21 protein-coding genes are annotated in these 26,668 nt (G+C 65.8%); 11 read left to right on the top strand and 10 right to left on the bottom strand.

What is annotated here, in order from left to right; genetic code table 11:
* Positions 1-333 precede the first annotated feature (333 nt).
* Positions 334-849, bottom strand: coding sequence for a YciE/YciF ferroxidase family protein (locus CIT39_RS25465; protein WP_094891190.1), 516 nt, complete (start codon positions 847-849; stop codon positions 334-336).
* 85 nt (positions 850-934) lie between these two features.
* On the opposite strand from CIT39_RS25465, the gene CIT39_RS25460 reads away from it, so the two are divergent.
* The 3 genes from CIT39_RS25460 to CIT39_RS25450 all read left to right on the top strand — a co-directional run bounded on the left by CIT39_RS25460 (position 935) and on the right by CIT39_RS25450 (position 4,094).
* Positions 935-1,129 (top strand): hypothetical protein, encoded by a 195-nt coding sequence (locus tag CIT39_RS25460; RefSeq protein WP_094974141.1) that lies wholly within the window; start codon positions 935-937, stop codon positions 1,127-1,129.
* Between the two features lie 41 nt (positions 1,130-1,170).
* Positions 1,171-1,437: a hypothetical protein gene (locus tag CIT39_RS25455; RefSeq protein ID WP_140480723.1), complete on the top strand. Its 267-nt coding sequence runs from the start codon at positions 1,171-1,173 to the stop codon at positions 1,435-1,437.
* Between the two features lie 335 nt (positions 1,438-1,772).
* A complete protein-coding gene (locus tag CIT39_RS25450; protein WP_094974164.1) occupies positions 1,773-4,094 on the top strand; it encodes a molybdopterin guanine dinucleotide-containing S/N-oxide reductase in 2,322 nt (773 codons plus the stop codon).
* Between the two features lie 24 nt (positions 4,095-4,118).
* Here the strand turns inward: CIT39_RS25450 and CIT39_RS25445 are convergent, their stop codons facing one another.
* A complete protein-coding gene (locus CIT39_RS25445) occupies positions 4,119-5,108 on the bottom strand; it encodes a helix-turn-helix transcriptional regulator (RefSeq protein WP_094974142.1) in 990 nt (329 codons plus the stop codon).
* A gap of 353 nt (positions 5,109-5,461) precedes the next feature.
* On the opposite strand from CIT39_RS25445, the gene CIT39_RS25440 reads away from it, so the two are divergent.
* A complete protein-coding gene (locus CIT39_RS25440; protein WP_094974143.1) occupies positions 5,462-8,341 on the top strand; it encodes an ATP-binding protein in 2,880 nt (959 codons plus the stop codon).
* A gap of 157 nt (positions 8,342-8,498) precedes the next feature.
* Here CIT39_RS25440 and CIT39_RS25435 read toward each other — a convergent pair whose 3' ends face one another.
* The 4 genes from CIT39_RS25435 to CIT39_RS25420 form a co-directional block, all read right to left on the bottom strand.
* The gene (locus CIT39_RS25435; protein WP_094974144.1) at positions 8,499-9,545 is read right to left on the bottom strand and encodes an alpha/beta fold hydrolase; all 1,047 of its coding nucleotides are present in this window, start codon (positions 9,543-9,545) and stop codon (positions 8,499-8,501) included.
* 60 nt (positions 9,546-9,605) lie between these two features.
* Entirely contained in the window at positions 9,606-10,562 is a 957-nt protein-coding gene (locus tag CIT39_RS25430; RefSeq protein ID WP_094974165.1) for an alpha/beta fold hydrolase, read from the bottom strand.
* Between the two features lie 192 nt (positions 10,563-10,754).
* Positions 10,755-11,462: a hypothetical protein gene (locus CIT39_RS25425; protein WP_094974145.1), complete on the bottom strand. Its 708-nt coding sequence runs from the start codon at positions 11,460-11,462 to the stop codon at positions 10,755-10,757.
* Positions 11,463-11,579: 117 nt separating this feature from the next.
* Entirely contained in the window at positions 11,580-14,438 is a 2,859-nt protein-coding gene (locus tag CIT39_RS25420; RefSeq protein ID WP_094974146.1) for an ATP-binding protein, read from the bottom strand.
* Between the two features lie 319 nt (positions 14,439-14,757).
* On the opposite strand from CIT39_RS25420, the gene CIT39_RS25415 reads away from it, so the two are divergent.
* From CIT39_RS25415 to msrA, 7 genes are all read left to right on the top strand, one after another.
* Entirely contained in the window at positions 14,758-15,429 is a 672-nt protein-coding gene (locus CIT39_RS25415) for a sensor histidine kinase (protein WP_094974166.1), read from the top strand.
* Positions 15,430-15,577: 148 nt separating this feature from the next.
* Positions 15,578-16,267, top strand: a complete 690-nt coding sequence (locus CIT39_RS25410) for a VOC family protein (RefSeq protein ID WP_094974147.1) — start codon at positions 15,578-15,580, stop codon at positions 16,265-16,267.
* Between the two features lie 240 nt (positions 16,268-16,507).
* On the top strand, positions 16,508-17,821 hold the full coding sequence (locus CIT39_RS25405) for an epoxide hydrolase family protein (RefSeq protein WP_094974148.1): 1,314 nt from the start codon (positions 16,508-16,510) through the stop codon (positions 17,819-17,821).
* A gap of 31 nt (positions 17,822-17,852) precedes the next feature.
* Positions 17,853-18,701 carry an enoyl-CoA hydratase/isomerase family protein gene (locus CIT39_RS25400; RefSeq protein WP_162308676.1) on the top strand — a complete coding sequence of 283 codons (849 nt, stop codon included), beginning with the start codon at positions 17,853-17,855 and terminating at the stop codon, positions 18,699-18,701.
* A 204-nt stretch (positions 18,702-18,905) separates the two neighbouring features.
* Positions 18,906-19,328 (top strand): OsmC family protein, encoded by a 423-nt coding sequence (locus tag CIT39_RS25395; protein ID WP_094974150.1) that lies wholly within the window; start codon positions 18,906-18,908, stop codon positions 19,326-19,328.
* A 22-nt stretch (positions 19,329-19,350) separates the two neighbouring features.
* On the top strand, positions 19,351-19,806 hold the full coding sequence (locus CIT39_RS25390; RefSeq protein WP_162308675.1) for a cupin domain-containing protein: 456 nt from the start codon (positions 19,351-19,353) through the stop codon (positions 19,804-19,806).
* A 28-nt stretch (positions 19,807-19,834) separates the two neighbouring features.
* Positions 19,835-20,350: a peptide-methionine (S)-S-oxide reductase MsrA gene (gene msrA / locus CIT39_RS25385; protein ID WP_094974168.1), complete on the top strand. Its 516-nt coding sequence runs from the start codon at positions 19,835-19,837 to the stop codon at positions 20,348-20,350.
* A 19-nt stretch (positions 20,351-20,369) separates the two neighbouring features.
* Here the strand turns inward: msrA and CIT39_RS25380 are convergent, their stop codons facing one another.
* The 4 genes from CIT39_RS25380 to CIT39_RS25365 form a co-directional block, all read right to left on the bottom strand.
* Positions 20,370-23,216, bottom strand: coding sequence for an ATP-binding protein (locus CIT39_RS25380; protein ID WP_094974151.1), 2,847 nt, complete (start codon positions 23,214-23,216; stop codon positions 20,370-20,372).
* Positions 23,217-23,395: 179 nt separating this feature from the next.
* On the bottom strand, positions 23,396-24,535 hold the full coding sequence (locus CIT39_RS25375) for an MFS transporter (protein WP_094974152.1): 1,140 nt from the start codon (positions 24,533-24,535) through the stop codon (positions 23,396-23,398).
* Between the two features lie 55 nt (positions 24,536-24,590).
* Entirely contained in the window at positions 24,591-25,922 is a 1,332-nt protein-coding gene (locus CIT39_RS25370) for an ATP-binding protein (protein WP_094974153.1), read from the bottom strand.
* Positions 25,919-26,632 carry a response regulator gene (locus CIT39_RS25365; RefSeq protein ID WP_140480711.1) on the bottom strand — a complete coding sequence of 238 codons (714 nt, stop codon included), beginning with the start codon at positions 26,630-26,632 and terminating at the stop codon, positions 25,919-25,921. The genes CIT39_RS25370 and CIT39_RS25365 overlap by 4 nt, the downstream gene beginning before the upstream one ends.
* Positions 26,633-26,668: the final 36 nt, after the last annotated feature.

The raw sequence follows: 26,668 nt of genomic DNA, 5'->3' as shown, positions 1-26,668 counted from the left end.
TATCTTGCGCATTATTCGCGCAGCGGACCGCGGGTGCCAGCCGGCACCCGGCCTTCCCTGTGCCCTCTTGGATTCAGAGGGTAGCGAGACCAGGCAAAGCTCGGGCGAAATCCGCGGCGAGGACGAGAAGGCATGTCTGCAAGCGAGCTGCTTGTCACAAGCCGGATCTCGTAGGGTGGGCAAAGCGGAAGCGTGCCCACGCCTTGTTGCTCAAAGAGGGAGATCGTGGGCACGGCGCCGTGCGCCTTTGCCCACCCTACGGCAATGCGCGGGCGACGAAGCAATCCAGAATGTCTCCGCGGAAAGACTCCGGATTGCCTCCCGCACATCTCGTCAGGCGGCGTTGGACGCCTTGGCGTTGACGCCCTTGCGAAGAGCCACCGTGTTCAGCTTGGTGTTGGCGGCCTTCTCTTCGTTCAAATTGGTGGTGAGGAAGCGCACGATGTCGTCGTGGCCCAGCTCTTCCGCCCAGGCGATCAGCGTGCCGTAGCGGCACATCTCGTAGTGCTCCACCGCCTGCGCGTTGGCGACGATCGCGGCGTCGAGCACGGCCTTGTCCTCGATCTCTCCGGCGGTCTCGTCGGCCTCCTTGATGATGCCGTCGATCGCAGGACATTGCGTGCCGCTGGGCTCCTTGCCGAGCTTCGCGAACACCTTGCCGAGCCGCTCGACCTGCTTGTTGGTCTCGTCCAGATGGGCTTTCAGCCCGGTGACGAGATCCCTGTTGGTCGCCTTGTCGATCATCTTCGGCAGCGCCTTCAGGATCTGCTGCTCCGCGTAGTAGATGTCCTGCAGCCCGTGCAGCAGCAGGTCTTCCATCGTTTTGATGTCCTTGGTGAAGAAACCCATAAATGACCACTCCTTTGACAATGATGACAGTGGAACGCTCCACGGCGACAGCTGTTCCATTCCGTGGTGACACCAGGAGAGCCGAATGAGCGACGGAATTGATCATCTTGCGGGCCTGCTCGGACGCGCGGCGATGGACGTGTGGGGCGATATGCCCCGCGATATCCAGGAAGCGCTGTTCGAGACCGCCATGAAGGGCCGCGCTACCGAGCGCGAGGAGCTCGCGCGGCTGCTGCACGAGCGGCACCCGCGCACGCTTCATCCGGCCCGGCCGGGCTGATGCCGTGGATGGAACGATCGTATGCTGCGCCGATTGGTAAATTGAGCGACGCGCCGCCGAATGGTTCGCATCGGGCCGCGGGAGGCGCAACGCTGGACCGTCGGAAAATCTGTGAGTCGATCGCCGTGACTGGGATGAACATCGGAAAATGGTACGACCCGATCTCAGAGCGGTGGATCGTGCCGCGTGAAGCGCGCGCGATCGCCGGATATGGCCGGCCCAGTGCCGAGAAGGTGCCGGAGGATCACGCGGAAGGCGAGGCGCGGCGGATCTGGCAACTGTTGGTGGATTGCTGCGCAGGTGAGTGAGGCCGAGCCGCAGTAGGGCCTATGCGGCCCGCCCGGCACGCATCGTCATAACGTGATCACGTAGACCGCGAAGGCGATGACGATCGCCAGGCTCACGTCGACGCTGATTAATAGCTTGCCCATGCTGCTCCTGCGGCATCAATGAAACGGCCGAGGCCTTCGTTCCTCGCCGCGCAGTCGCGTCCCATTCGGCTTGGGCGAACGCCCCTGCAGCGGCTTCCGGCCTCGCGCGGGGCAGCCCAGCGTTTCCGTCAACGCTGATCTCGACGAATTCCGGATCGGATCGGTATATTACCACCCTGATTGCAGGCCGATGCCGGAACAAGGATCAGATGATGGACGATACGATTGGCTTCCCCGATCCCGGTCTCGACCTCTCGGATGGCTTCAAGCCGCACACCTCGCATTGGGGCGTGTTTTCCGCGCGTCAGAGCGCGGCTGGGCTGGAGGTCAGGGCCTATGCGGGCGATCCCGATCCGAACGGCATCATCGATAATTTCCCCGGCGCGCTCCGCCACCAGGCGCGCATTGCCCAGCCGGCGATCCGCCGCGGCTGGCTCGAGCGCGGGCCGGGTCCCGACGATCGCCGTGGCCGCGACGAATTCGTCTCCGTGAGCTGGGAGAAGGCCCTTGACCTCCTCGGCGACGAACTCGGCCGCATCCGCGACACGCGCGGGCCGGGCGCCGTATTCGGCGGCTCCTATGGCTGGTCGAGCGCCGGCCGCTTTCATCACGCCCAGAGCCAGGTGCATCGCTTCCTCAACATCGCGATGGGCGGCTATGTGCGCTCGGTCAATTCCTATTCCTCGGGCGCGTCGTCGGTGCTGCTGCCGCAAATCCTCGCGGGCTATGAAGACATCACCAAGCGCAACGTCACCTGGGAGCAGATCGCCGATCACACCGACATCGTGCTGGCGTTCGGCGGCATGGCGCTGAAGAACTCCATGGTGGCCGGCGGCTCCATCAGCAAGCATGTCGAGCGCGGCGCCATGGCAGCGGCCCGCAAGCGCGGCTGCGAGTTCATCCTGGTCAGCCCGCTTCGCGAAGACCTGCCCGTCGAGGCCGGTGCGGAGTGGATGACCTGCGTGCCGAGCACCGATACCGCCTTGATGCTCGGCCTCGTCCACACGCTTGTCAGCGAAGGCCTGCAGGATCAGGCCTTCCTCGATCGCTACACGGAAGGGTGGTCCGTCTTCCTGCGCTACCTCACCGGCGAGAGCGACGGGCAGGCAAAGCATGCCGAATGGGCCGCCGCGATCTCGGGCGTCGATGCCGAGACGATCCGCACGCTCGCGCGCCGGCTCGCCGGAAAGCGCGCACTGATCACCGTCTCTCATTCGCTGCAGCGGGCCGAGCATGGCGAGCAGCCGGTTTGGATGGGCATGGTGCTGGCGGCAGCGCTCGGCCAGATCGGCCTTCCCGGCGGCGGCTATGCCTATTCGCTCGGGGCGATCGCCTACTACGGCCGCCGCGTCAACGACGTGCCGGGGCCGACGCTGGGACAGGGCCGCAATGCCGTCGCCGATTTCATTCCGGTGGCGCGCATCGCCGACATGCTGCTCAAGCCGGGCAGCACCTATCGCTACAACGGCGAGACGCGAACCTATCCGGACATCCGCATGGTCTACTGGGCCGGCGGCAATCCCTTCCATCATCATCAGGACATCAACCGCCTGCGCAAGGCCTTCGCTCAACTCGATACGTTCGTCGTGCACGAGCTCGCCTGGACCGCCACCGCCCGGCACGCCGACATCGTGCTGCCCGCGACGATGACGCTCGAGCGCGAGGACATCGGCTATTCCAGCAACGACCCTCTCATGGTCGCCATGCATCAGGTCGCCGAGCCGTTCGGGCTTGCTCGCGACGACTACGATATTTTCGCTGATCTCGCCGAGCGTCTCGGCGCCCGCGAACCCTTCACCGAGGGCCGCACGTCGCGGCAGTGGTTGGAGCATCTCTACGAGCCGACACGCGCCTCGCTCGCCAGGCGCGGACTGGAAGCGCCAAGCTTCGACGAGTTCTGGGCGCGCGGCAGCCTGGTCGTGCCGCAGCAGCCCGATGATGGCGGCCGGTTGCGCCGCTTCCGTGAGGATGCCGTCGCTCACGCGCTGCCGACGCCGAGCGGGCGCATCGAGATATTTTCGGCCAAGATCGCGGGGCATAACGATGCGGATTGTCCGGGACATCCGGTCTGGCTCGACAAGACCGACATGCCCAGGCCGGGGGCGCCGTGCTTCCTCGTCGCCAACCAGCCGGCGACGCGCCTGCACAGCCAGCTCGATTTCGGCGGCCATTCGCTTGGCGCGAAACATCGCGGCCGCGAGGTCGCGCGGATGAATCCGGTGGATGCGAACGCGCGCGGCATCGGGGACGGCGACATCATCCGCCTGTTCAACGATCGCGGGGCGTGCCTTGCCGCAGTCCGCGTCACCGATGGCATCGCGCCCGGCGTGGTCCAGCTTCCTACCGGCGCCTGGTACGATCCGATGGACCCCGAAGAGGAGGCGCCGCTGTGCGTTCACGGCAATCCGAACGTGCTCACCCGCGACGTCGGGACTTCGTCGTTCGCGCAAGGCTGCACGGGGCAGCTGACGGTGGTCGAGGTGGAGAAGTTCACCGGCAATCTGCCGCCGATCCGCGCGTTCGATCCGGTGTAGCCCTCTCGTGCCCCTGAGGCGGCACTACGCCGCGGCGCTGGCGATCCAACCGACCTCCGGGGAAGGACGCCGCCGCCGCGGCGGCGCTTCGACCTCGAGCCGTTCATCCCTGCTGGCGAGGCGCCAGCGTGCCGGCGATTCACCGCTGATGCGCTTGAACACGGTCGAGAAATGCGCCTGCGTGCTGAAGCCCACGGCAAGCGCGATCTCTGCCAATGGCCGCTCGGTGGTTGCAAGCAGCATCTTGGCCTGCTCGGTCCGGTAATTGAGCAGATATTCGCGGGGACGGTAACCGGTCGCGATGCGGAATTGCGCCGCAAAGTGCATCCGGGACAGGCCGGCGACATTGGCGAGTTCGGACAGGCTGATGCAGCGGTGGAAATGATCTGCGACATATTGCTCGACACGCCGCAGTCGCCATTTCGGCAAGGCATTGACCCGGACGCGCGGCAACTCCATCCGGGTGAGATGCATCGCCAGGGTCTGGCCGATGCACTGCGTAAAACGTCGGTCAGCGGCATCGCTCTGCTCGATCAACGCCTTGGCAAGCTCGGCGGCGAGTGGATCGCGCAACAGCACGAGGTCATTGAGCCCGTCAGTCGCAACGACATGTGCCGGAAGACGATCCGCGGAGATGTGGACGTGCAGGAAGGCGCATGGCGACTGGAATTGCACGCCGAGGGACTTCGACGGAGCGGTGACATAGAGCGTCCCCGCAGGCATCGTGCCGTCGAAAATGATCTGGCGGTCCCGTGTCAGCTTCGCGCGCGCGGTCTTCAGGGCGATGCCGATGAAATAGCGATCGTCCGGCGTCGTCGTTTCGTGCGACGAGCTGCTCCGCGAGTCCTCCCATCGCGAGATGGTGACGTCCTCGGTCGCGCCATCCGGTGCGCGATCGATCTGACGCCATCGGCTCTCCCGGGCGATCACCTGCGTCGGGCGAAGAACCTCGCGATCCCGCGCGCCGGCGGGAAGATCGATCCAGGCATCTGCCGCTTGCAAATTGTTCGACATCGCTCGTCCTCTCCTGGTCCTGTGGCTGCTTGCGACGACCGGCAAACGCGCAAGCCCGATGCTTTCCATGCTCGGAGGATAGGCGGGAGCTGGCCAGGACGCCCGTTAGTGGTGATGAGGAGTTGTTAGATTTTGTGCGTGTGCGCAGGTGCGACAGCCCGCCGCAGACGTTTGATTAGGTCCAATTTGTCGAATATTCGCGCGGCTGCCCTGTTTGAGGGGCCCTCATGGCGCATCGCGTGGGGATCGACGTGCCGGTGTGTGACCCGCGAAGGGCCTTCGCTGGACCTCGCATTGGGGCCGGGTATAGTCCCTGCGCGTTTCGAGGAAGCCGTCGTCAAGATGAGAAAGATGTGACCGACCTCTCGGCAGGACATGACCCCGGCGGCGGCGCCGGAACGATCCCTGATCTCGATGCCGTCTCGTTCGGGCCGTTTTCGTTGCGGTCGCGGCTGCTGCAGAAGGACGGCGAGCCGGTCAAGCTCGGCAGCCGCGCGATGGATATTCTGCGCCTGCTCGTCAGCCGTGCCGGCGAGGTGGTGCCCAAGAACGAGATTATCAGCTACGCGTGGTCCGGACTCTCCGTCGAGGAGATCAGCCTGCGGGTTCATGTCGCTGAGCTGCGCAAGGCGCTCGGCGACGGCAAGGACGGTGTCCGCTACATCACCAACGTCCCGAGCCGGGGTTATTGCTTCGTTGCGCCGGTGCAGCGTGGCACACGCGCAGAGCCGCCCGCACCAGCGTCGCTGCCGCCCGATAAAGTGGCGGCGCCACCGTCTCTGCCGCATCGTCTGGACCGGATGATCGGGCGGGACGAAATCGTGGCCGAGCTGGCGCCGCGTTTGCTCCGCGATCGTTTCGTCACGCTGCGCGGGCCAGGCGGCATCGGCAAGACCACCATCGCGGTCGCGCTCGCGCATGAGCTGTGCGATAGCTTCGAGGGCAACGTCCATTTCCTCGAATTCGGTCCGCTCAAGGACGCCGCGCTGGTGGCGAGCACGGTCGCCGCCGCGCTGGGCCTCGTCGTGCATCACAACGATCCGGGCGGCAGCATCGTCAATTTCCTGCGCGTGCGGCGGCTGCTTCTCGTTCTCGACAGCTGTGAGCACGTCATCGACGCTGTCGCGCGTCTCGCAGAGGACATCTATCGTGAGGCGCCCGGCGTCGCCATCCTCGCCACCAGTCGCGAGTCGCTGCTGGTGGCCGGCGAGCAGATCTTCGAGCTCGTTCCGCTGCCGGGCCCGCCGCAGGGCGCGCGCCTCAGCGCCGGCGAGGTGCTTGGCTATCCGGCCGCGCGTCTGTTCGTCGATCGCGCCAATGCGGCGGGGCATCGCGACGACCTCACCGACGAGGATGCGGAAGTCCTGGTGCAGATCTGCGGCAAGCTCGATGGCATCGCGCTCGCGATCGAACTCGCCGCCGCCCGCGTCGGTCTCTACGGGCTGCGCGAGATGGCGGCGCTGCTCGACAGCCGCCTGCAGCTCGAATGGCGCGGACGGCGAACGGCGCCGCCGCGGCAGCAGACGCTCGGCGCCACGCTCGACTGGAGTTTCAGCCTGATCGGCGAGAACGAGCGGGTCGTGTTCCAGCGGCTCGCTGTCTTCGCGGGTCACTTCACCCTGAAGGGCGCAATAGCGGTGGCGGCCGAGGAGGAGACGCCGGAGGATCGCGTCGTCGACGCGCTGGAGCAACTCGTGGCCAAGTCGCTGGTGTCCTCGCAGCCGGACGGCGCATCGCGGCGTTATCGACTGCTGGACGCGACGCGTGCCTATGCCATGCAGAAGCTGGTGGAGGTCGGTGAGGCCAACGTCATCGCGCGCCGTCACGCCTGTCATGTCCAACGCACGCTCGAAGCCGGCCTGGCGGTGCAGGGCGGCGGCGGCCAGCTGTCACGCCCGCATCAGCGGGCGGGTCTGCTCGCCGATGCCCGCGCGGCGCTGGCATGGAGCTACGCCAATGATGACGGCGCGGATTTGCGCGTGCCGCTTGCCGGCAGTTGCATGGGTCTGTTCGTCGAGCTCAATCTGCTGAACGAGGCGCGCATCTGGTCCGATCGCGCACTCGCAATGCTCGACGACGCCGATCGTGGCGGCCGATGGGAGCTCGAGCTTCAGTCGACGCTCGGCCACGCCTTCATGTTCACCGAGCGCAACAGCGAGCAGGCGGAAGCGGCACTCAGGCGCGGGCTGGAGATCGCGCAAGCGCTCGGCGACCACGCCAATACGTTCAGGCTGCTGTCGCGGCTGAACATGTACTACCGCCGGACCGGCGGCTACCGGCATCTGGTGCCGACAGCGCGTCACGCCGAGCGGATTGCGCGCCTGATCGGCGATACCGCGGGCATTGCCGGCAGCAAAGCGCTTCTCGGCGTGTCCTATCACCTCGCCGGCGACCAGGCCGAGGCGCAAGCTCATCTCGACGAGGGCATGCGCGACGACGCCGCGCTGCGGGGCACGCAACCCGGACATTTCGCCTATTCGCGTACGCCGCAGATTCCGCTCGCGCGCGTGTTGTGGCTGCGCGGCTATCCCGATCGCGCGCTCGAATGCGTCCTTCCGCTCGTCGGCGCGTCAGCGCCGCGCGACGTGGTCATGCATTGTATCGCGCTGTGCTGGTCCGCCTCGGTGTTCGGCTGGGTTGGCGACTGGTCCGCCGTCGAGACCATGAGCGCTCGCCTGGCGACGCATGCGAACATGCACGGGCTCGTCCCCTACGAAGCCGTTGCGACCGGGTTTCGGGCGCAGACCTTGATCGCCCATGGCGAGGTAACCGGCGGCATCGACCTGTTGCGGAGCGCGCTCCCGCGCCTGCACGCGGATCGCTACGAGCTCTATATGTCGGCATTCGCCGCGGATCTGGCTCGGGGGCTGGTGTTTTCGGGGCGATTAGCGGAAGGCGCGCAGGTCCTGCACGAAACCATCGACCGCGTCGAGCAGGAAGGCGGCGCCTTCGACATGCCGGAACTGCTCCGTCTGCGCGGAGAGCTCGAGGCGCAGGGTGGGAACCTCGACGCGGCCGAGGCAAGCCTCGTCGCGTCGGCGGAGCTCGCCGAGCGACAGGGGGCGCTGTCCTGGCGGCTGCGCACCGAAATGTCACGCGCGCGGCTGCGCGAGCGGCAAAGTGTCGGAAATCCGCGCGAACAGCTCGCCAGGACCTATGCACAGTTCACCGAGGGGTTCGAGACCGCCGATCTCAAAGCCGCACGGCTCATGCTGAACCCGCCCACCGCCTGATCAAGCCACCGCCTGATCAAGCCGGAGGGTTTATCCGGGCAGCCATGCCGGACCGAACTGGATCAGCATGAGCAGGACGACGACGAGCAAGGCGAGGGTCGCAAACAACCGGCGCATCCCCGGTCGCTCCCTTGGTGCGGGTTTCGCCATTGTGATGCTAGCTCGCGGTTGCCACGTCCAGGATCGCGTCGGCGAAGGCCTTTGGCGCCTCCTGCGGCAGATTGTGCCCGATGCCGCCCTTGATGGTCCGGTGCGAATAGCGCCCGGAGAATTTTGCGGCGTAGGCGGACGGCTCCGGATGCGGCGCCCCGTTGGCGTCGCCCTCCATGGTAATGGTGGGCACGGTGATCACGGGGGCCTGCGCCAACCGCGCCTCGTAGGCATCGTATTTCGCTTCGCCCTCGGCGAGGCCGAGGCGCCAGCGGTAATTGTGGATCACGATCGCGACGTGGTCCGGATTGTCGAAGGCCGCCGCGCTTCGCTCGAAGGTGGCATCGTCGAAATGCCATTGCGGCGAGGCGAGCTGCCAGATCAGCCGTGAAAAATCCCGACGGTACTTGTCGTACCCTTCGCGGCCGCGTTCGGTCGCGAAATAGAACTGGTACCACCATTGCAGCTCCGCCTTCGGCGGCAGCGGCATCTTGCCGGCCTGCTGGCTGCCGATCAGATAGCCGCTCACCGAGACCATCGCCTTGACGCGCTCCGGCCAGAGGGCGGCGACGATGTTGGCGGTGCGCGCGCCCCAGTCGAAGCCGGCGAGCGTGGCCTTCTCGATCTTGAGCGCGTCCATCAGCGCGATGACGTCGGTTGCGATCGCCGCCGGCTGACCGTTCCGCATCGTTGCGTCGGAGCGCAGGCGCGTGCTGCCGTAGCCGCGCAGATAGGGGATGATCACGCGATGGCCGGCCGCCGCGAGCAGCGGTGCGACGTCGACGAAGCTGTAGATGTCATAGGGCCAGCCGTGCAGCAGGATCACGGGCGGACCATCCGCGGGACCCGCTTCGGCATAGCCGACGTTGAGGAGGCCGGCGTCGATCTGCTTCAGGGACGCGAACGCCGTGTTGGCTCCCGGCTTGATGGTGACGGCGGACTTCGCCGGCTTGGCCGTCTCAGCCGAGGCGGTCGCGCCGAGCGAAAGCTGGGCGGCCGCGAGCGACATGGCGGCACTTCCGAAAAAGCGGCGGCGGTTGATGTTGTCGGACACGTGTTGCTCCTGTCATCGTTGCGTGGTGTGAAGCGTGGCGATCCGCCACGCGGCTGCTGTTCAGCCCTTGTGTCCGTCCAGTCGCGCAAGGAAGTCGCGAACGAGCGCAGCGATTTCGTCGGTGGCTTCATCCAGCGCGAAATGGCCCGCGTCCAGGAGGTGAACCTCCGCATCCGGAACGTCGTCGCGATAGGCCGAAGCGCCGGCAATCGCGAAGGACGGATCGTATTTGCCCCAGACCACCAGCGTCGGCGGCCGGGTCTTGCGCAACCACTCCTGCCATTTCGGATAGGAGGCGACGTTGGTCCGGTAATCCAGGAACAGCGTGGTCTGGATTTCGGCCTGCCCCGGACGCGTCAGGAACGCGTATTCGTCGCTCCAGGTATCGGGGTCGTAACGTTCGGGGTGCGGGCTGGAGCCGAGATGCCGTTGGCGCGTCGCCGCCAGGGAGGTGAAATTGGCCTTGAGCGCCTCGAGCTCATGTGCCGGATCGGCCCAATATCTGCGACGCGCGTCCCAGAGCGGGCTCAAGCCCTGCTCGTGCGACACGGCGTTCTGGATGATGATCCCGCGCACACGTTCGGGATGCGCCAGCGCCATGCGGAAGCCGACGGGGCCGCCATAGTCCTGCATGAACAGGACGTAATTGCCGAGACCGAGCTTGGCCGTCAACTCGTTCATCACGCCGGCGATGTTGTCGAACGTATAGGCGAAATCGGACGGCGGCGGCGCGCTGCTGTTGCCGAAGCCGGGATAGTCAGGTGCGATCACGTGATATTTGTCGGCCAGCAGCGGCAGCAAGGGCTCCCACATCCGCGACGAGGACGGGAAGCCGTGCAGCAGCAGCACGGCCGGGGCGTCGGGCGATCCGGCCTCGCGATAGAAGGTCTTGAGACCGCCGATATCGACGGTGTGATAGCTGATCGAGCGCCGGCTCGATCGCAATTCCTGCGCCGAGGCCGGTACGACGGCGCAGGCCATTGCGGCGGAGAGGGCGAGGGCGGCTGGAATGCTCATGTCGTTGCTCTTGTGCATAGCGTGAGGGTTTGCGGAAAGTGCTGCGGCGCATTCCACGCGCGTGGCTGCGTCGGCCGGGTTTCGTTCGAGCACGTCGTTCGTTGCTCGCAAACCCAATCTGCGCTCAAAGTGGACCGTTGGCTCGTTATGTATTGTTAGGCGTTGAGAGCGGCCGTATCAGGCGTGTCGCCGCTATTCGAAGACGGCGTCGAAGATCTCGACGTCCATCAGCACCGGCTTGGCAATCACGGTTCCATCGGGCCGCACTGTCTGCGCGCGCCGAAGTGTCGGCACCACGATGCCGCCGAAGCTGTCATGGGCCCAGGAGGAGTGCGCGACCTTCATCCCGAAGAGGTCGTGATCTGTCCGCCGCTGCAGGGCGCTCTCGTCGAAATAGAAGACCTGCTCGGGCGCGAGCGTCATCAGGTGAGCCGGGAATTGTGCCCGCAGCCGTCGCCAGGTTTCGGCATTCTCCTGCCAGGGCGACAGCTCCTCGATCACAACATCAGGATGGGCAAGCAGGAATGGAATCGTCAGATAGCTCCAGATCGCGACGCCGCAGAAGAAGATCAGGTGCAGCTCATCAGCGAGCGCTGACGGATCGACCTCGGGAAATGCAAGGCTGGGGTTAGGCCAGGACCGCAACACGTCACCATCCAGGCTCTCGATCGTGATCGCATCCGGTTGAAAGGAGCCGGAGTATTCACCCCCGGTGATGCCGGTGAAGCGCACCGATTGCGTCCGGGTCGAGCCTTCCGCGGTCACGTCCTTGAATTCCAGGGCATGGCCGGCACTGGAGAACAGCGTTCCGCCAACGGAAAGGTGGAGCGTGAACCGGTTCAAGCTGTTCCAGCGGGCCATTCCGCCGCTGGCATCGATTACATCGTCAAGAAGCGCCATGTCCCGCCATATCCACCGTGAGTGTTTCCACCATGGCGGGGCCCATGCGGCTTGGCGTGTTAGAAGTTGTTAGGAGTTGCGAGCGGGCATCATGGCGGTATCTCGTTGAAGATACTCTCAATTCAGGGTGCTCAGCAGCTCCCTGGCAGCGATCAGATCGCGGGTCTGCAAGCCCTCCTGGTAGCGCGCAACGAGGGGGGTGAGCAAAGCGCGGACGTCAGCTGGCTGGCCGGCCCGCTCCCAGATGCGGCCAAGGCTGATCGCCCCGCGAAGCTCCCAGCCGACCGCGGATTGACGCCGGGACAGATCGAGCGATTTGCGCAAGATCCTCTCCGCCTCTGCAGCGTGGCCCGATCCGGCGAGGATGTCACCCTTGATCCTGAGCATCTCCGGCATGTCGAAGGATTCGCCATGATCGGGAATCTGGGCGATCGCTTCGTTGATCGTCTGCAAGGCCTCGTCCGGCTGGTTCTGGGCGGCGAGACCCTCCGCGAGCGCCGTCGCAAACACCGTCGTCATGATGCGGTGCCGTGTCGCGTACAACGTGGCCTGGCTGCGGCGAAGGTGCTCGATGCCCGCCGCGGCGTCGCCGCGGCGCAGCAGCAGCTCGCCCTTCTGGCCGATGCCGACCGCGTGATAGGGGCCGAGGAAGTGCCGTGCGGAATGATCGATCAGCCGATCGATCAGGATTTCGGCATCGGCCCAGTCGCCGACCCAGAGGAACACGTAGATCGTCCAGATCAGGGAGATGCCGAGGGTGAGAGGCTGCTCGAGCAACTCGGCCTCGCGAACGGTGTATCTGGCCACCTCGACCGCTCGCTCGGGCCGGCCCGTGAGCCAGAGCCCGCGCGCCAGCGCAACCAGTGCGACGATGCGGTCGTCATAACCGAGATGGCCGATGTTGAGCCGTTGCGAGCCTGGATTGTGCACCATCGCGCTTTCGCAGAACCGAATCGCCTTGTCCTGGTTGCCGATCAGATGATGCGCGACGCCGAGCATCCAATCCACGTTCAGCGCGGCCGCGGAATCATTCAGCTTGCGCGCAACGCCCTCGCCCTGTTCGCCGGTGTCGAGCGCGCCGTGAAAATCTCCGACCCTGGTCAGGTAGATGTGCAATCCGCGCAGCAGCCAGAGCTGCCAGTGCAGGTCATCGAGCTGCCGGGCGAGTTCGAGACTGCGCGTGAAGGCCGACCGGACCGCTTCCGTATTGCCCTGCGTGAACATCACGGAGACGCCGAGCGCGGCCTGCAGGGTCATCTCCTGGCGGCTGTCGACGGCGCGCGTGTCGAGGGACGCCAGCGCCTGCTGGGTCCATCGGTAGCATTCCGTCAGCAATGTCAGTTCGAGGAAGAACTGGGCCGCCGAGGCCGCCAGATCCACGCCGATCGTCCGGTCGCCGCGGTCCGAAAAGCTGAACGTCAGCGCGGCCCTGACGTTGGGCAAATGGTCGGCATAGGGAAGGAAGCCGCCCGCGCTCTGCATGCCCGTGGATTTGAGGGCAATGTCGTGCAGGACGTCGCGGAAATATTCGGCGTGGGCACGCGCGACGCGGTCCGCTTCCCCCTTCTCGACGAGCTTGTCCGCCATGAAGGCGCGGGTGGTGTCGAGCAGGCGATAGCGCAGCCGCCGCTCCGCCGGCGAGGTCGCGATCAGGGATTTGGAGAGTAGGTTCGAAATGGCTTCCACGCCTTCGGGCTCGTCGACACCCTGGCAGGATGCGACCGCAAGCGCGGCTTCCAGCGTGAACGGCCCGACGAACACCGACAAGCCGCGCAGGGTCGCGCTCTCGGTCGGCGGCAGCAGATCGTAGCTCCAGGCGACCGCGGCGCTCAGGGTCTGGTGCCGCGGAATCGCCGTGCGCCGTCCCCGCCACAGCAGCGAGAAGCGGCTGTCCAGCAGTGATGCGGTCCCGGCAATGCCATAGGCGTTGACGCGTCCGGCGGCGAGCTCGATTGCCAGTGCAATGCCGTCCAGGCGCCGGCAGATTTCGGCAACGAGCGGCGCATCCTCCTCGGTGAGCTCGAATTCGCTCAGGCTCTCGGCAATGCGTTCCACGAAGAGCTGGCTTGCGGGATAGGCAAGGATGTCGGCGATGCCGAGGCCTTCACGCTGCGGCGGGCAATCCAGGGGAAACAGCCGGTGGACGCGCTCACCTTCGGTCCGAAGGGATTCGCGGCTGGTGGCCAGAATATGCAGCTGCGGCGCCTCGCGGACCATGCGCTCGGCCAGAGGGGCGAGCTCGTCGAGGATATGCTCGCAGCTGTCGAACATCAGCAGCATGCGCCGGCTGCGCAGGACTGTCAGCAGGCTCGGCACGGGATCGTCGGCATTGACGGTCAGGCCCAGTGCGGAAGCAATCGTGCCGGGAACCAGCCGGACATCCGTCAGTGCGCCGAAATCGACGAAACACACCTGGTCATCGAAGGCCGCGAGCTCGCGATGCGCGACGGCAAGCGCGACCGACGTCTTGCCGATTCCGCCCGGGCCGACGATTGTGACGAAGCGATGCTGGGCAAGCTCGGCGGAGATTTTCTCGACCGCATCGTCCCGCCCGATCATCTTGGCAAGCGGTGTGGGCAGCGAGCGGGGCGAAGCGGCCGGCAGGCCGGCCCGGCTCTCCGAAGGCGCAGCCCGGAGCAGCGGGGCTGCGAAGCAATAGCCGCGGCCGGGGACGTTGATCACATAGCGGGAACCTTCGCCGGCAGTGCCCAAGGCCTTGTCGTCCAAAGCCTTGCGAAGCGTCGTGATGTGGAAGCGCAGGCTTCCCTCGTCGACGTTGACGTCGGCCCAGACACGCTTGATCAACTCTCGCTTGTCCACGACCTCACCGGCACGTTCAGCGAGACAGATCAGGATATCGAGCGCGCGGCCGCCGAGATGATGCGGTGCGCCGTCCTTTTCAAGCAATCGCGATTTCGCGAACAAGCGGAAGGGCCCGAAGGCAATGGCCGAATCCTGCTCGTTGGTGTCTGGCACGGGCGAGTAATCCGGTGAAAGGGCTGATGTTCGCAATTTGAACTACCAGAACGCGCTGTCCAGTAAACCGGCCGAAAGTGGCGAAATCGCGTGACCGTCGGCCGATTGCATGGAAGCGATCCCGGCAATCTCACCCAAAAGCAGCAATTTTGGGCACGGCCGGGCCAGCTGAGCAGTCCCATTGGCAGCGATCGACCGGGCGCTGACCGGGTGCGTGCACCGCCCTTCATAACAGAATCTTGCAACGTCTAACGGGCTAAACACGCGCGATGCATCCAGTATGGCCCTCGAGTTAGATCCTATCAACGGGGAAGCCATGATGTCCATTATCGACGCTCGGCCGAACGACCATGTCGTTCGATCTCAACTCGTCGCCAGTCTCGATGAGCAGTCGCGTGATTGGGAACTCGTGCTGCGGGAATCCCACCATCGCATGAAGAACACGCTGACGCTGCTGGGGGCGTCGGTCCGTCGCGATTTCACGCGTGCGGGCAGGGGCGATGTGTCGCTGGCGGTGGACCGGCTCGAGCGGCGCATCGTCGCCTTCGGCAGGCTCTATCAACTCTTGTCCGATCATGGCGATCTGCCGGTGGTCTCCGCAGCGGCCTTCTTCGAAGGCCTGTGCAAAGCGATCTCCGAGGCCGTGCTGGAGCCGGCGGGCATCCGCTGCGAGGTTGCGATCGAAAGCGGCTTGTTGCCTTCTGCGCAGTGTCATCGGCTCGCGCTGATGCTGACGGAGCTGGTGACGAATGCGGCAAAGCATGCTTTCCCGAACAAGAATGGTGCGTTGATCCGCATCGGCCTGGCCAGGCGCGACGGCACCTGGCTCTGCACGGTGGCCGACAACGGCATCGGTGCCACCGGTCCGCTTCAGGGCACCGGCAGCCGGATTCTCGAAGGGCTCGCTCGCAGCATCCACGCTCGGTTGCAGGGCGAGGCGGGGGAGGGCGGCACGCGGGTCACCATCGTGCTGCCGATCGCTGCGGCGTGACGGCTGGAGAAGTTTTGCCCTTCCCTCACAACGGCTGGCGGAGCCCAACACTGCATGACGGGCAAAGGTCTCTCCTTTGCGCGACAGTCTTGACGTCCGGAGCGGGTGTCGATCCCGAGAACCCGCGGCTTGAAACAAGGAGTTCGACATGGCTGTGATCGAGATCAATCGCGAAGCTGAAACAAGGCCCTCGAAATCTCGCGGAGTTGATTCAAAGCTCGAGGTCCTCGTGATCCCGGTGGCCGACGTCGACCGCGCCAAGGCGTTCTATGCGCGACTCGGCTGGCGGCTGGACGCCGACTTCGCCTCAGGCGACGACTGGCGCGTGATCCAGTTCACGCCGCCGGGCTCGGCCTGTTCGGTGATCTTCGGCAAGAACGTCACGGCCGCAGTGCCCGGCTCGGCGCGAGGCCTGTATCTGGTCGTCTCCGATCTCGAAGCGGCACGACAGGATCTGCTCGACCGCGGCGTCGAGATCAGCGCGCCATTCCACGGTGCCGGCGACGTTCACGCCGGGCCTGACGAGCCATATCTGTTCGGCAGCGTTCGAGTCGGCGGTGCTGACCCGAAGCGCGGCAGCTATGCTTCATTCGCCGCGTTCAGCGACCCCGACGGCAATGGCTGGCTGTTCCAGGAAATTACCACACGATTGCCGGGACGCATCGCGCCCGACAGCACGACATTTGCCTCAACGACCGATCTGGCCGCAGCGCTGCGTCGCGCGGCGCTGGCGCATGGCGAGCATGAGACGCGGAGCGGCGGACACGACGAGAACTGGGCGGATTGGTACGCCGACTACATCGTCCGCGAGCAAGCCGGCCAGCCGCTGCCGACTTGAGCTGCAGCGTAAGATATCTCCCGATCCTGCCCGACACGGCGCGCGATAATCATCGCGCGCCGTGTCGCATTGCGCCTATGTCGTCGCCCTCTTGCCGTGCGCGGACTCGCAACGGCTAACGCAGGCTAACAATCCATAACGCGTAAATTGCCGGGGCCTCAGTCAATCTCTCTGCACACCAACGGACGCGCTGATCTCGAATTCGGTCAGCGTCTCCGACCAAAGCAAGGGAGATCCAACATGACCGCGCAAGAACGATCCGAGAGCCTCAATCCCGACCGCCGACAATTGCTGAGCCAGGCCGCGATGACCGCGGTCGCCGCCAGCGTGTCGAGCCTGTTGCCGCTGCATCCGGCCAAGGCTGCCGCAGGCGGCGCCATCCGCCCCTTCCAGATCAGCGTGCCCGAGCAGGATCTGCTCGACCTGCGCCGGCGCCTGGCTGCCACGCGCTGGCCGGATCGCGAGATCGTCACCGATCAGTCGCAGGGCGTGCAGCTGACGACGGTGCAACAGCTCGTGCGCTACTGGCAGAGCGACTACGACTGGCGCAAGCTGGAAACGCGGTTGAACGCCCTGCCGCAATTCGTCACCGAAATCGACGGCGTCGACATCCACTTCGTTCACGTCCGCTCGCGGCACGAGAATGCACTGCCGATGATCGTCACGCATGGCTGGCCCGGCTCGATCATCGAGCAGATGAAGATCGTCGGTCCGCTGACCGATCCGACTGCGCATGGCGCCAAGGCCGCGGACGCGTTCGACCTCGTGATCCCCTCGCTCCCTGGCCACGGCTTCTCGGGCAAGCCGACGGTGCTCGGCTGGGATCCCCAGCGCATCGCGCGCGCCTGGATCGTGCTGATGAAGCGGCTCGGCTACAACCGCTATGTCGCGCAAGGTGGCGATTGGGGGAACGCGGTCACCGAGCAGATGGCGCTGATCGCGCCGCCGGAATTGCTCGGCATCCACACCAACATGCCCGCGACCGTCCCCGACGACATCGCCAGGGCGCTGCAACCCGGCGGAACGCGCCCGGCGAACCTCTCGGCCGAGGAGCGCCTTGCCTACGACCAGCTCGACGATTTCTACAAGCACGGCCTCGGCTACGCGATCGAGATGTCGAACCGGCCGCAAACGCTCAACGGTCTCGTGGATTCGCCCGCGGGCCTCGCGTCGTGGATGCTCGATCACGATGCGCGCAGCGCCGCGATGATCGCACGCGTGTTCGACGGCGGGACGGAAGGGCTGTCGCGCGACGATGTCGTCGACAACATCACGCTCTACTGGCTCACCAACACCGCGGTGTCGTCAGCGCGGCTGTACTGGGAGAACAAGCTGGTGTTCTTCGCGCCCAAGCACGTCAATATCCCGGTCGCCGTCAGCGTCTTTCCCGACGAGATCTATGCCGCGCCGCGGAGCTGGACCGAGAAGGCCTATCCCAAACTGATCCACTACAACCGTCTCGACAAGGGCGGACACTTCGCGGCCTGGGAGCAGCCGGCGCTGTTCTCCGCGGAGGTGCGGACGGCGTTCCGTCCGCTGCGGCAATCGATCTGAGATGCGAACCCATACATCAGGAGTGCAACACATGAACCGTCCCGAACGCAATTTCACGACCGGCGACATCCGCCTCGAGCGCCGCCTTCCGACCTATTGGCGCGTCACCTTCGATATGCCGCCGGTGAACATCTTTGGCCCGAGGCATCTTCCATTGCTCAATGACGTCGTCACGGCGATCGAAACCGATCCGGACGTGAAGGTCGTCGTGTTCGACAGCGCGGTCGAAGGCTTCTTCATCACGCATTACGACTTCCTCGCGCCGCTCGAGGATTCACTCGAGGTCCCGCCCGGGCCGACCGGCCTGCAGTCGCTGCCTGACACGCTGGTGCGCCTCAGCCGCGCGCCGGTCGTCTCCATCGCCGCGATCCGGGGCCGAGCGACAGGCGTCGGCAGCGAGCTCGCGCTCGCGAGCGACATGCGCTTTGCCAGCCGCGAGAAAGCGATCCTGTCGCAATGGGAGGTCGGGGCGGGCCTCGTGCCCGGTGGCGGGCCGATGGCGCGGCTGCCGCGCCTGATGGGCCGCGGCCGCGCGCTCGAAGTGCTGCTCGGCGCCGACGACATCCATGGCGATCTCGCCGAACGCTACGGTTACGTCAACCGGTCGTTGCCGGACGCCGAGCTCGATGGCTTCGTCGAGGCGCTCGCCATGCGCATCGCGTCGTTCGACAAGGAGGCGCTCGCCGAGACCAAGCGTCTCGTCGATGTCGCAAGCCTGCCGCCGGACGTCGATATCAAGCCGGAGTGGGACGCGTTCCTGGCCTCGCTCGGCCGCCCCGCGAGCCAGACCCGCATCAAGGCGCTGATGGCGCGCGGCTTCCATCGCGCCGGCGACGTCGAGAACCGGCTCGGCTTCCACGTCGGACAGATCGGCAGCTAAAGCGTTTTCGAGCGAAGTGGATGCCGGTTCGCGTGAAGAAAACGCGTCAAAACAAGAATCCAACCCCGTTCAGATGTCATCGGAACGGGATTTGACGGAACCGTTGCGATGCTCGGCCGGTTGGAGCGGCGGCGGGCGGTCACGCCGATGCCGCCTTCCATCGGTAGAGAGTGCCGGTGTGTAAAACAAACAAGGAGAATTGAGATGATCCGCAAGGCAAAGGCAGTATGGAAGGGTACCGGCCGCGACGGCACCGGCCAGCTCTCGAGCGACTCCGGCGTACTCGCCGAGACGCCTTATTCGTTCAAGACCCGTTTCGAGAACGAGAAGGGCACCAATCCCGAGGAGTTGATCGCGGCGGCCCATGCCGGCTGCTTTACGATGGCGCTGGCCTTCGGGCTTCAGATGGCAGGTTTCACGCCGGACGAGCTCTCGACCGAAGCCGCCGTGACTCTCGAGCCTGAAGGCAAGGGCTTCAAGATCGCCAAATCCGCGCTCACCTTGCGCGCCAAGGTGCCGAAGCTCGACGAGGCCGGTTTTGCCAAGATCGCCGGTGAAGCCGAGAAGAACTGTCCGGTGTCGAAGGTGCTCAACGCCGAGATCACGCTCGACGCCAAGCTCGCCTGAGCGAACGGGAAGGAGCCGCGCCATGTCGCGTCAAGATCTGCCTCGTCAACATCAACCGGATGAAGACAGGTTCCGGGCGATCCTGCCCGAGGACATCGCATGGCAGCCCTTCCCGGCATTCCCCCCGGGGGCCCGGTTGGCCGTCATGGTCGGACATCCCGCCGCGCCCGGACCTTATGTGGTCCGGGTCAAGGTGCCAGGCGGCACCAGGCTGATGCCGCACAAGCATCCCGAGGACCGCATCTACACCGTCATGTCGGGCGTGTTCTACATCGGGCTCGGCGAGAGTTTTGACGGCGATAAAGTCAGCGCCTATCCGCCGGGCAGTGTTATCGTGCTGCCCGGCGAGACCTGGCATTTCCATTGGGCGAAGTCCGGCGAGTATGTCACGCAGGTGAGCGCGATCGGGCCGCTGGGCCTCGAATATCACGACGACAAGGACGACCCGCGCTTGCATGCAGTTGCAGAGCAAAGGTAAGCATCTCGACGAAACCAAGGAGCATCAAATGACGATGGAACGCGCAGTTTTGGCCGGAGGCTGCTTCTGGGGCATGCAGGATCTGATCCGCAAGCAACCGGGCGTGATCTCCACACGCGTCGGCTACACCGGCGGTGCGGTGAAGAACGCGACCTACCGCAACCACGAAGGCCACGCCGAGGCGATCGAAATCATGTTCGATCCCGCCAGGACCAGCTACCGGACCATGCTGGAATTCTTCTTCCAGATCCACGATCCCTCCACGCTCAATCGCCAGGGCAACGATCGGGGCACCAGCTATCGCTCCGCGATCTTCTATACGAGCGACGAGCAGAAGCGGATCGCCGAAGACACCATCGCCGACGTCGAGGCCTCGGGCCTGTGGCCGGGCAAGGTGGTGACCGAGGTCGCGCCGGCGGGAGAGTTCTGGGAGGCCGAGCCCGAGCATCAGGACTATCTCGAACGTTATCCGGACGGCTACACCTGCCACTTCATCCGGCCGGATTGGAAGCTGCCGCGCCGCGCGATGGCTGCGGGAGGCTAACTCAAGACGCCAGGAGCCGTCAGGCCCGCGATGGCATCATCAAATCGCGGGCCATGCGCATGTCGGCGATGTCGAAGCCTTCGGCAAACGTCCCGCAGACTTTGTCAAGAACCACGCGAGCTTCCGCGCCCCGGCCGGCCCCGCTCATCGACCGCGCGAGGCTCGTCGCGCATCGAAGCTCCCAGAAGCGCGCCCCCTGCTCGACGGCTATGCCCATCGCCTCGCGAAAGTGCGTCTCGGCCTGCTCCGCGTGCCGCGCGCTCCTCAGCAATAATTCTCCCTTGATGCGGAGCAGCTCCGGTAGATACCAGCGCTCCTGCCGGTCGTTGCAGCGGGTCAGCACGTCCTCGATCACGTCGAGGCCCCGGTCGATTTGGTCGGCCTCGAGGAAGCACGCGGCGAGCTCGCCGAGCAGCGGCAGAAAGCGCGGCAGGAAACGCGCATCGCCGGCGCGGTTGAGCTCTTCGCGCAGGAGCGGCAGGCCGGTGGCGATGTCGCCGCGCCTGGCCACGACCGCTGCGTTGAAGGCCCGTGCCCAAAGGCCCCACGGCCGGATCGCGTTGCGCTCGGTGTGTTCGAGCAACTCGGCGCCGTGGCGCTCGGCGGCATCGAAATCGCCGGACCAGAATGCGATCGGGCAGGCGGCCTGCCCCAGCACGCTGCAGAAGGTCAGCGCATGGCCGTTGGCGCGGCCTTCCTCGATGTTGTTGGCGGCGAGCGCCCGGGCTTGATCGGCGAGGCCCTGCAGCCACAGGATGCGGGCGCGGAAATATTGTGTCGATATCCTGAGATCGAGCGGGAAGATCTTCGGCTTCTCCACCAGCACATGCAGCGAGGCGTTGACCCGGTCGATACGCTGCCGCGCCTCGCTCTGGTCTCCCAGATAATGCAGCGCGACCGCCATCAGGCGGTCGCTCAGCATGAGATCGGTGTTGTCGGATGAATTCACCGCGGCATTCGCAAAGCGGTCGGCGAGCGCGCGGGCCTTGCCGAACTGCCCGTTGTTGAACTGGTCGATACACAGGCCCCAGAGCGCGCGCAGCCGGAAATCCTTGTCGTCGAGGCTCTCGGCCAGCTCGAGGGTCGTCTCGAGGATCGGGCGCGCCTCGCGCGCGCGGCCCTCGCCATACATCAGCGACCAGCCGAGTGCCGACAGCAGCTGCATGCGGATGCGGTCGTTGTCGCCGCCGTCTCCGAGCGCCGCAAGTGCCGTTCTGCAGCGCTCGCGGCATTCGGCGAACAGCGACAGACGCACCCACAGGATGACCGCGGTCGCCGTCAGCGCGATGCCGAGCCTCGCGTCGCCGTCGGGCGCGAAGGCCCAGTCCAGCGCCGCGCGCACATTGTCGAGCTCCCCGCCATAGGTGCTCAGCCATTCGGGAAGCGGCGTCGAGGTGTCGGCCCCCGCGCGTTCGAAGAGGTCGCGAAAATGCTCGGCATGACGCCGCGCGAACTGCCTGTTTTCGCCGAGCTCGTTCAGTTTCCCGAGTGCGTAGGTGCGCGTGGTGTCGAGCAGGCGATAGCGCAGCGCCCGCGAGCCGGATGACGAGATCAGCGATTTGGTGACCAGGCTGTCGATCGCCTCCAGCGTCTCCGGGGTGCTGAGGCCATCGCCGGACGCGACCGCGGCGGCCGCCTCCGGCGCGAAGGGTCCTGCGAACACCGACAATCGTCGCAAGGTGGCGCTTTCCGCCGGAGGCAACAGGTCGTAGCTCCAGTCGAGGGCGGCGGCGAGCGTCTGGTGCCGCGGGACGGCCGTGCGCCGTCCGCGCCATTGCAGCGAGAAGCGGCTGTCGAGCAGCGAGGCGGTGCCGGCGATGCCATAGGCGTTGACACGGCCCGCCGCGAGTTCGATCGCCAGCGCAATGCCGTCGAGGCGCCGGCAGATGCTCGCGACGAGCGGCGCCTCTTCCGCGCTGAGCTGGAACGGCCCGGAGCTCTGCGCGATGCGCTCGACGAAGAGCTGGGCCGCGGGGTAGGCGAGAACCTCGGCGACGTCGAGGTCCTCGCGCTCGGGCGGGCAATCCAGCGGAAACAGCCGGAAGATCCGCTCGCCTTCGCTTCGGAACGATTCGCGGCTGGTGGCGAGAACACGAAGCTGCGGTGCTTCGCGAACGATGCGCTCCACGATCGGCGCCAGCGTGTCCAGCACGTGTTCGCAACTGTCGAAGATCAGCAGGGCCGGTCCGCTCTTCAGAAATGTCAGGATGGCCGGCGTCGGATCCTCCGAGTTGACGGTCAGTCCGAGCACGGCGGCGATGGTGGTTGGGACATGGCTGGCGTCCCGCAGCGGACCGAAATCGACGAAGAAGACGCGGCCGCCGAAATCCGCCGAGCGCCGATGGCCGACCGTGACGGCGACGGCGGTCTTGCCGATGCCGCCGGGACCGACCAGCGTCATGAAGCGATACAGCGTCAGGCCGTTCGAAATCTTCTCGATGACCTCCTCGCGTCCGACCATCTTCGCAAGCTGGGCGGGCAGGGAGCGGGGGAGAATGATTTCGGCGGCGGCCGGTACGGCCTGCGAGGCGGCTTGGGCGGACGGGGCGACGAAGCAATAGCCGCGGCCGGGCACATTGAGGACATAACGGGCCGATTTGCCGGTGTCGCCGAGCACCTTGCGCAACGCTGCGATATGGAAGCGCAGGCTGCCCTCGTCGACATTCACCTCGGCCCAGATGCGCTTGACCAGCTCTCTCTTGTCGACGACTTCGCCGGGACGCTCGGCAAGCAGGATGAGAATATCGAGCGCGCGGCCGCCGACGTGAAGCGGCGCCCCTTCCTTCTCCAGGAGCCGGGACTTGGGAAACAGCCGAAATGGCCCGAATGAAATGGCCGAATCTTGGTTGTTATTATCAGCTGGCACGTGCCATTGCCCCCGCAACGGGAGTCGAAAAAAAGGTATCTTGTTGTGGTCTAGCAGAACGAGGCGTCCAGTAAACTGGCCGAAAGCAGCATGGCTGGCAGACCTGCGCAGATGGCTTGGGCTTGGCTTCGGTCCGCTTGAATAGTGCTGGAGATGGAAGGGGTTGGCTTTCTGCAATCCTAACGCGAACCCGCAGTGACGACACGCGCCGACAGCGCGACCAGACCCATCAGCGCAGCCAGCAGCCAGAACGCCATGGGCAATCCGCCAAAACGTGCGACGAAGCCGACGCCGGCGGGGCCGACGAGGATTCCCGCGTAGCCTGCGGTCGTGATCGCCGCGACCGCAAGCCCCGTGGGCATCACCGTCTGCCGCGCCGCCCGGCGGAACAGCACCGGCACGAGATTCGACGCGCCGAGCCCGATCAGCAGGAAGCCCCCGATGGCGACCGCCGCAACGGACGCCGTCAGCAGGACCACGAAGCCGGCGATCGCGATGAGGCTGCCCCACAGCAGCGTCGCGCGGTCGCCGATGCGCGCGACGACGGCGTCGCCGCCGAGCCGGCCCGCAGTCATCGCGATCGAGAACACGATATAGCCGGCGCCGCCTTGCGCCTCGGTGACGAGACCTGCGCCGATGACGAGCAGGGCGCCCCAATCCAGCATCGCGCCTTCGACCAGGAAGGTGATGGCGCCGAGCAGCGCGAGCAGCAACACCGATCCGTGCGGCAGCACGAACAGCGGTCCCTCCTGCACCTGCACGGAACGAAGCAGGCGCGGTGAGGTCACGACCATCGCGACCAGCATCAGGACGGAGCAGATCAAGGTGCAGGCGAGCGTGCCGAATTGCAGCGAGAGCAGCGCCGTCATCAGCGCGGATCCGGCAAAGCCCCCGATGCTGAACAGCGCGTGGAAGCCGGACATCAGCGGGCGTGCCGCGGCACGCTCCACCTCCACGGCGTGGATGTTCATGGCGACGTCGATCGAGCCGAGCGCGGCGCCGAATGCGAACAGCGCCAGCGCCAGCGTTGCGGGCGAAGCCGCAATGGCGAGCAGGGGCAGGACCAGCGCCAGACCGAACCCTCCCGCAATGATGATCGGCCTGCTGCCGTAGCGCGCGCTCACGATTCCGGTCACCAGCATCGCGACGACCGAGCCGATGCCGAGGCTGAGCAGCAACAGTCCGAGCACGCCGTCATCGACGCCGAGCCGCGTCTTCGCGAACGGCACCAGCGGCGCCCAGCACGAGATGCCGAAGCCCGCGACGAGGAAGGCAAGCCGGGTCGCAAGGCGCGTCGAAGGCCGGTCGGCGGAAGACATGGGAACTCCGGGAAAGCAGGCGGGGCGATCGACAAGCCCGGGAAATGCCGCGGCTTTATGTCCGGAGCGCTTCCAAATCGTCACGTGCGGCCCGCGCGAGTTGCAAGCGGACGCGCAGGCCCTTTGGCGCGTTGTCGAGCAGCTGAAGCGATCCGCCATGCGCGGTCACGATCGTCTGCGCGATCGAAAGGCCGAGACCGAATCCGGCCCTCTCGTCGAGGGTGCGGGCTTCTTCTCCGCGCACGAAGGGCTCCAGCATCGCGGCCTTCCTTTCCTCGGGAATGCCCGGCCCGTCGTCGGAGACGTCGATGACGAGCCGGTCTCCGGCCGCCAACAGCGCGACCTCGATCCGGGTTCCGAAGCGCGTTGCGTTCTCGATGAGGTTGGTGACCGCGCGGATGATCTCGTCGGGCCGCAGGATGAAGGCGGCCCGGTCCGGTCCGGAATAGGTGACGGCGAATCCGGAATCCGAAAACTGGTCGCAAACCATTTGAAGCAGCGCCGCGACGTCCACCAGCGTCGGCTTGACCGGGGTTTCGCTGCGCAGGAGCGACAGCACCGATTCGAGCATCGACTGCATCTGGTCGAGGTCCCGCACGGTCTGCGTGCGTTGCGCCGGATCCTCGATATATTCCGAACGCAGCCGTAGACGCGTGATCGGCGTGCGCAGATCGTGGCTGATGGCCGCGAGCATGCGGGTCCTGTCGTTCATCAGCGTGGTGATGCGATCGCGCATCCGGTTCAGCGCCCTCGCTGCGGACCTGATCTCCTCCGGTCCGTTTTCGGGCAGCGGCGCGGAGGACCGGCTCAGGCTGAAATCCTCCGCCGCGCGCGCGAAGGCCGACAGCGGCGAGGAGAGCGCGCGGCCGGCCCAGACGCCGAGCAGCGTGACGCTCGCCACGAGGAACAGCAGCGTCGAGGTCCAGAGGCCGCTGACGAAGGCCGGCATCATCGGTGATCCGATCGTGGCCTCGAGCACGTCGTCGTTGGCGAGGTAGAACCAGACGCGGTTGTCTTCCGGCGCAGAGCCGCGAATGAGATCGGCCCGGCCACCCAGCGATGTCGGGATGTTCAGGGGCGTCCGCTCCGGCAATGGCGCGGTGGAGGCGGAAACGCCTTCTTTCAACTGGAGCTTCAGCCCCGGAAAGGTTCGACTGATGCTTTCCAGGACGAGACTGCGCTCCACCTGTGACGTATTGGCGATGATCCGCGCGATCAGCTCGAACTGCTCGAGCGGCCTGTCCGTCAGCAGCATCGGCCGGTTGAGCAGAAAATATCCGGCGATCAGGACGTGGATCAGGATCAGCGATCCCAGGATCAAGGCGGCGATCTGGCCGCTGATCCGCCGGAAGCTGAAGAGCGCGACGATGTCGGCGGTGCGGCTCATGCTTCCTCCACCACCGGCGTGAAGACGTAACCGCCGATGCGGACGGTCTTGATCACGGATGTTCCTTCCGTCCGGTCGAGCTTGCGGCGCAGCCGGCTGACCAGCACGTCGATGCTGCGGCCGAAGCTTGCTCCGGGACGACCGCGCGTCATGCTCAAAAGGTTGTCGCGGGTGAGAACGCGGCCAGCCCGCTCGCAGAAGGCCTGCAGCAGATCGAACTCGGCACTGGTCAGCGGTACCTGAGCGCCTTGCGGATCGCGCAATTCCCGCAGGCGAAGGTCGATGGTCCAGCCCTGGAACCTGAGACGCGCTGCGGCGGAGCCGGCGGCGAGGCCGCTCGAACGCCGGCGCAGCACCGCGTTGATCCTGGCGAGCAGTTCGCGCGGGTTGAACGGCTTTGCCAGATAGTCGTCGGCGCCCATCTCGAGGCCGAGGATCCGGTCGAGATCCTCGCCCTTGGCGGTGAGGATGATGATCGGCGTCGTGGAGTCCGTCCGCAGGCGGCGGCAGAGGCTCAGGCCGTCCTCACCCGGCAGCATCAGGTCGAGCACGATCAGATCGACCCGGTCCTTCGAGAGATAGCGGTCCATCTCCTTGCCGTTCGCGACGGCGTCGACCGAGAACTGGTGATCGCGCAGATAACGCGAGATGAGGTCGCGGGTCGGCTGGTCGTCCTCGACGATCAGGATATTCTGGCTGCCGTCGGTCATGATTGAAATCGCATCGGGGGCACCGATCATCGGTCG

This window comes from Bradyrhizobium symbiodeficiens, assembly GCF_002266465.3.
Taxonomy (GTDB): domain Bacteria; phylum Pseudomonadota; class Alphaproteobacteria; order Rhizobiales; family Xanthobacteraceae; genus Bradyrhizobium; species Bradyrhizobium symbiodeficiens.
Note: the sequence above shows the minus strand (reverse complement) of the source record. Positions and strands in the feature narration are given on the sequence as shown.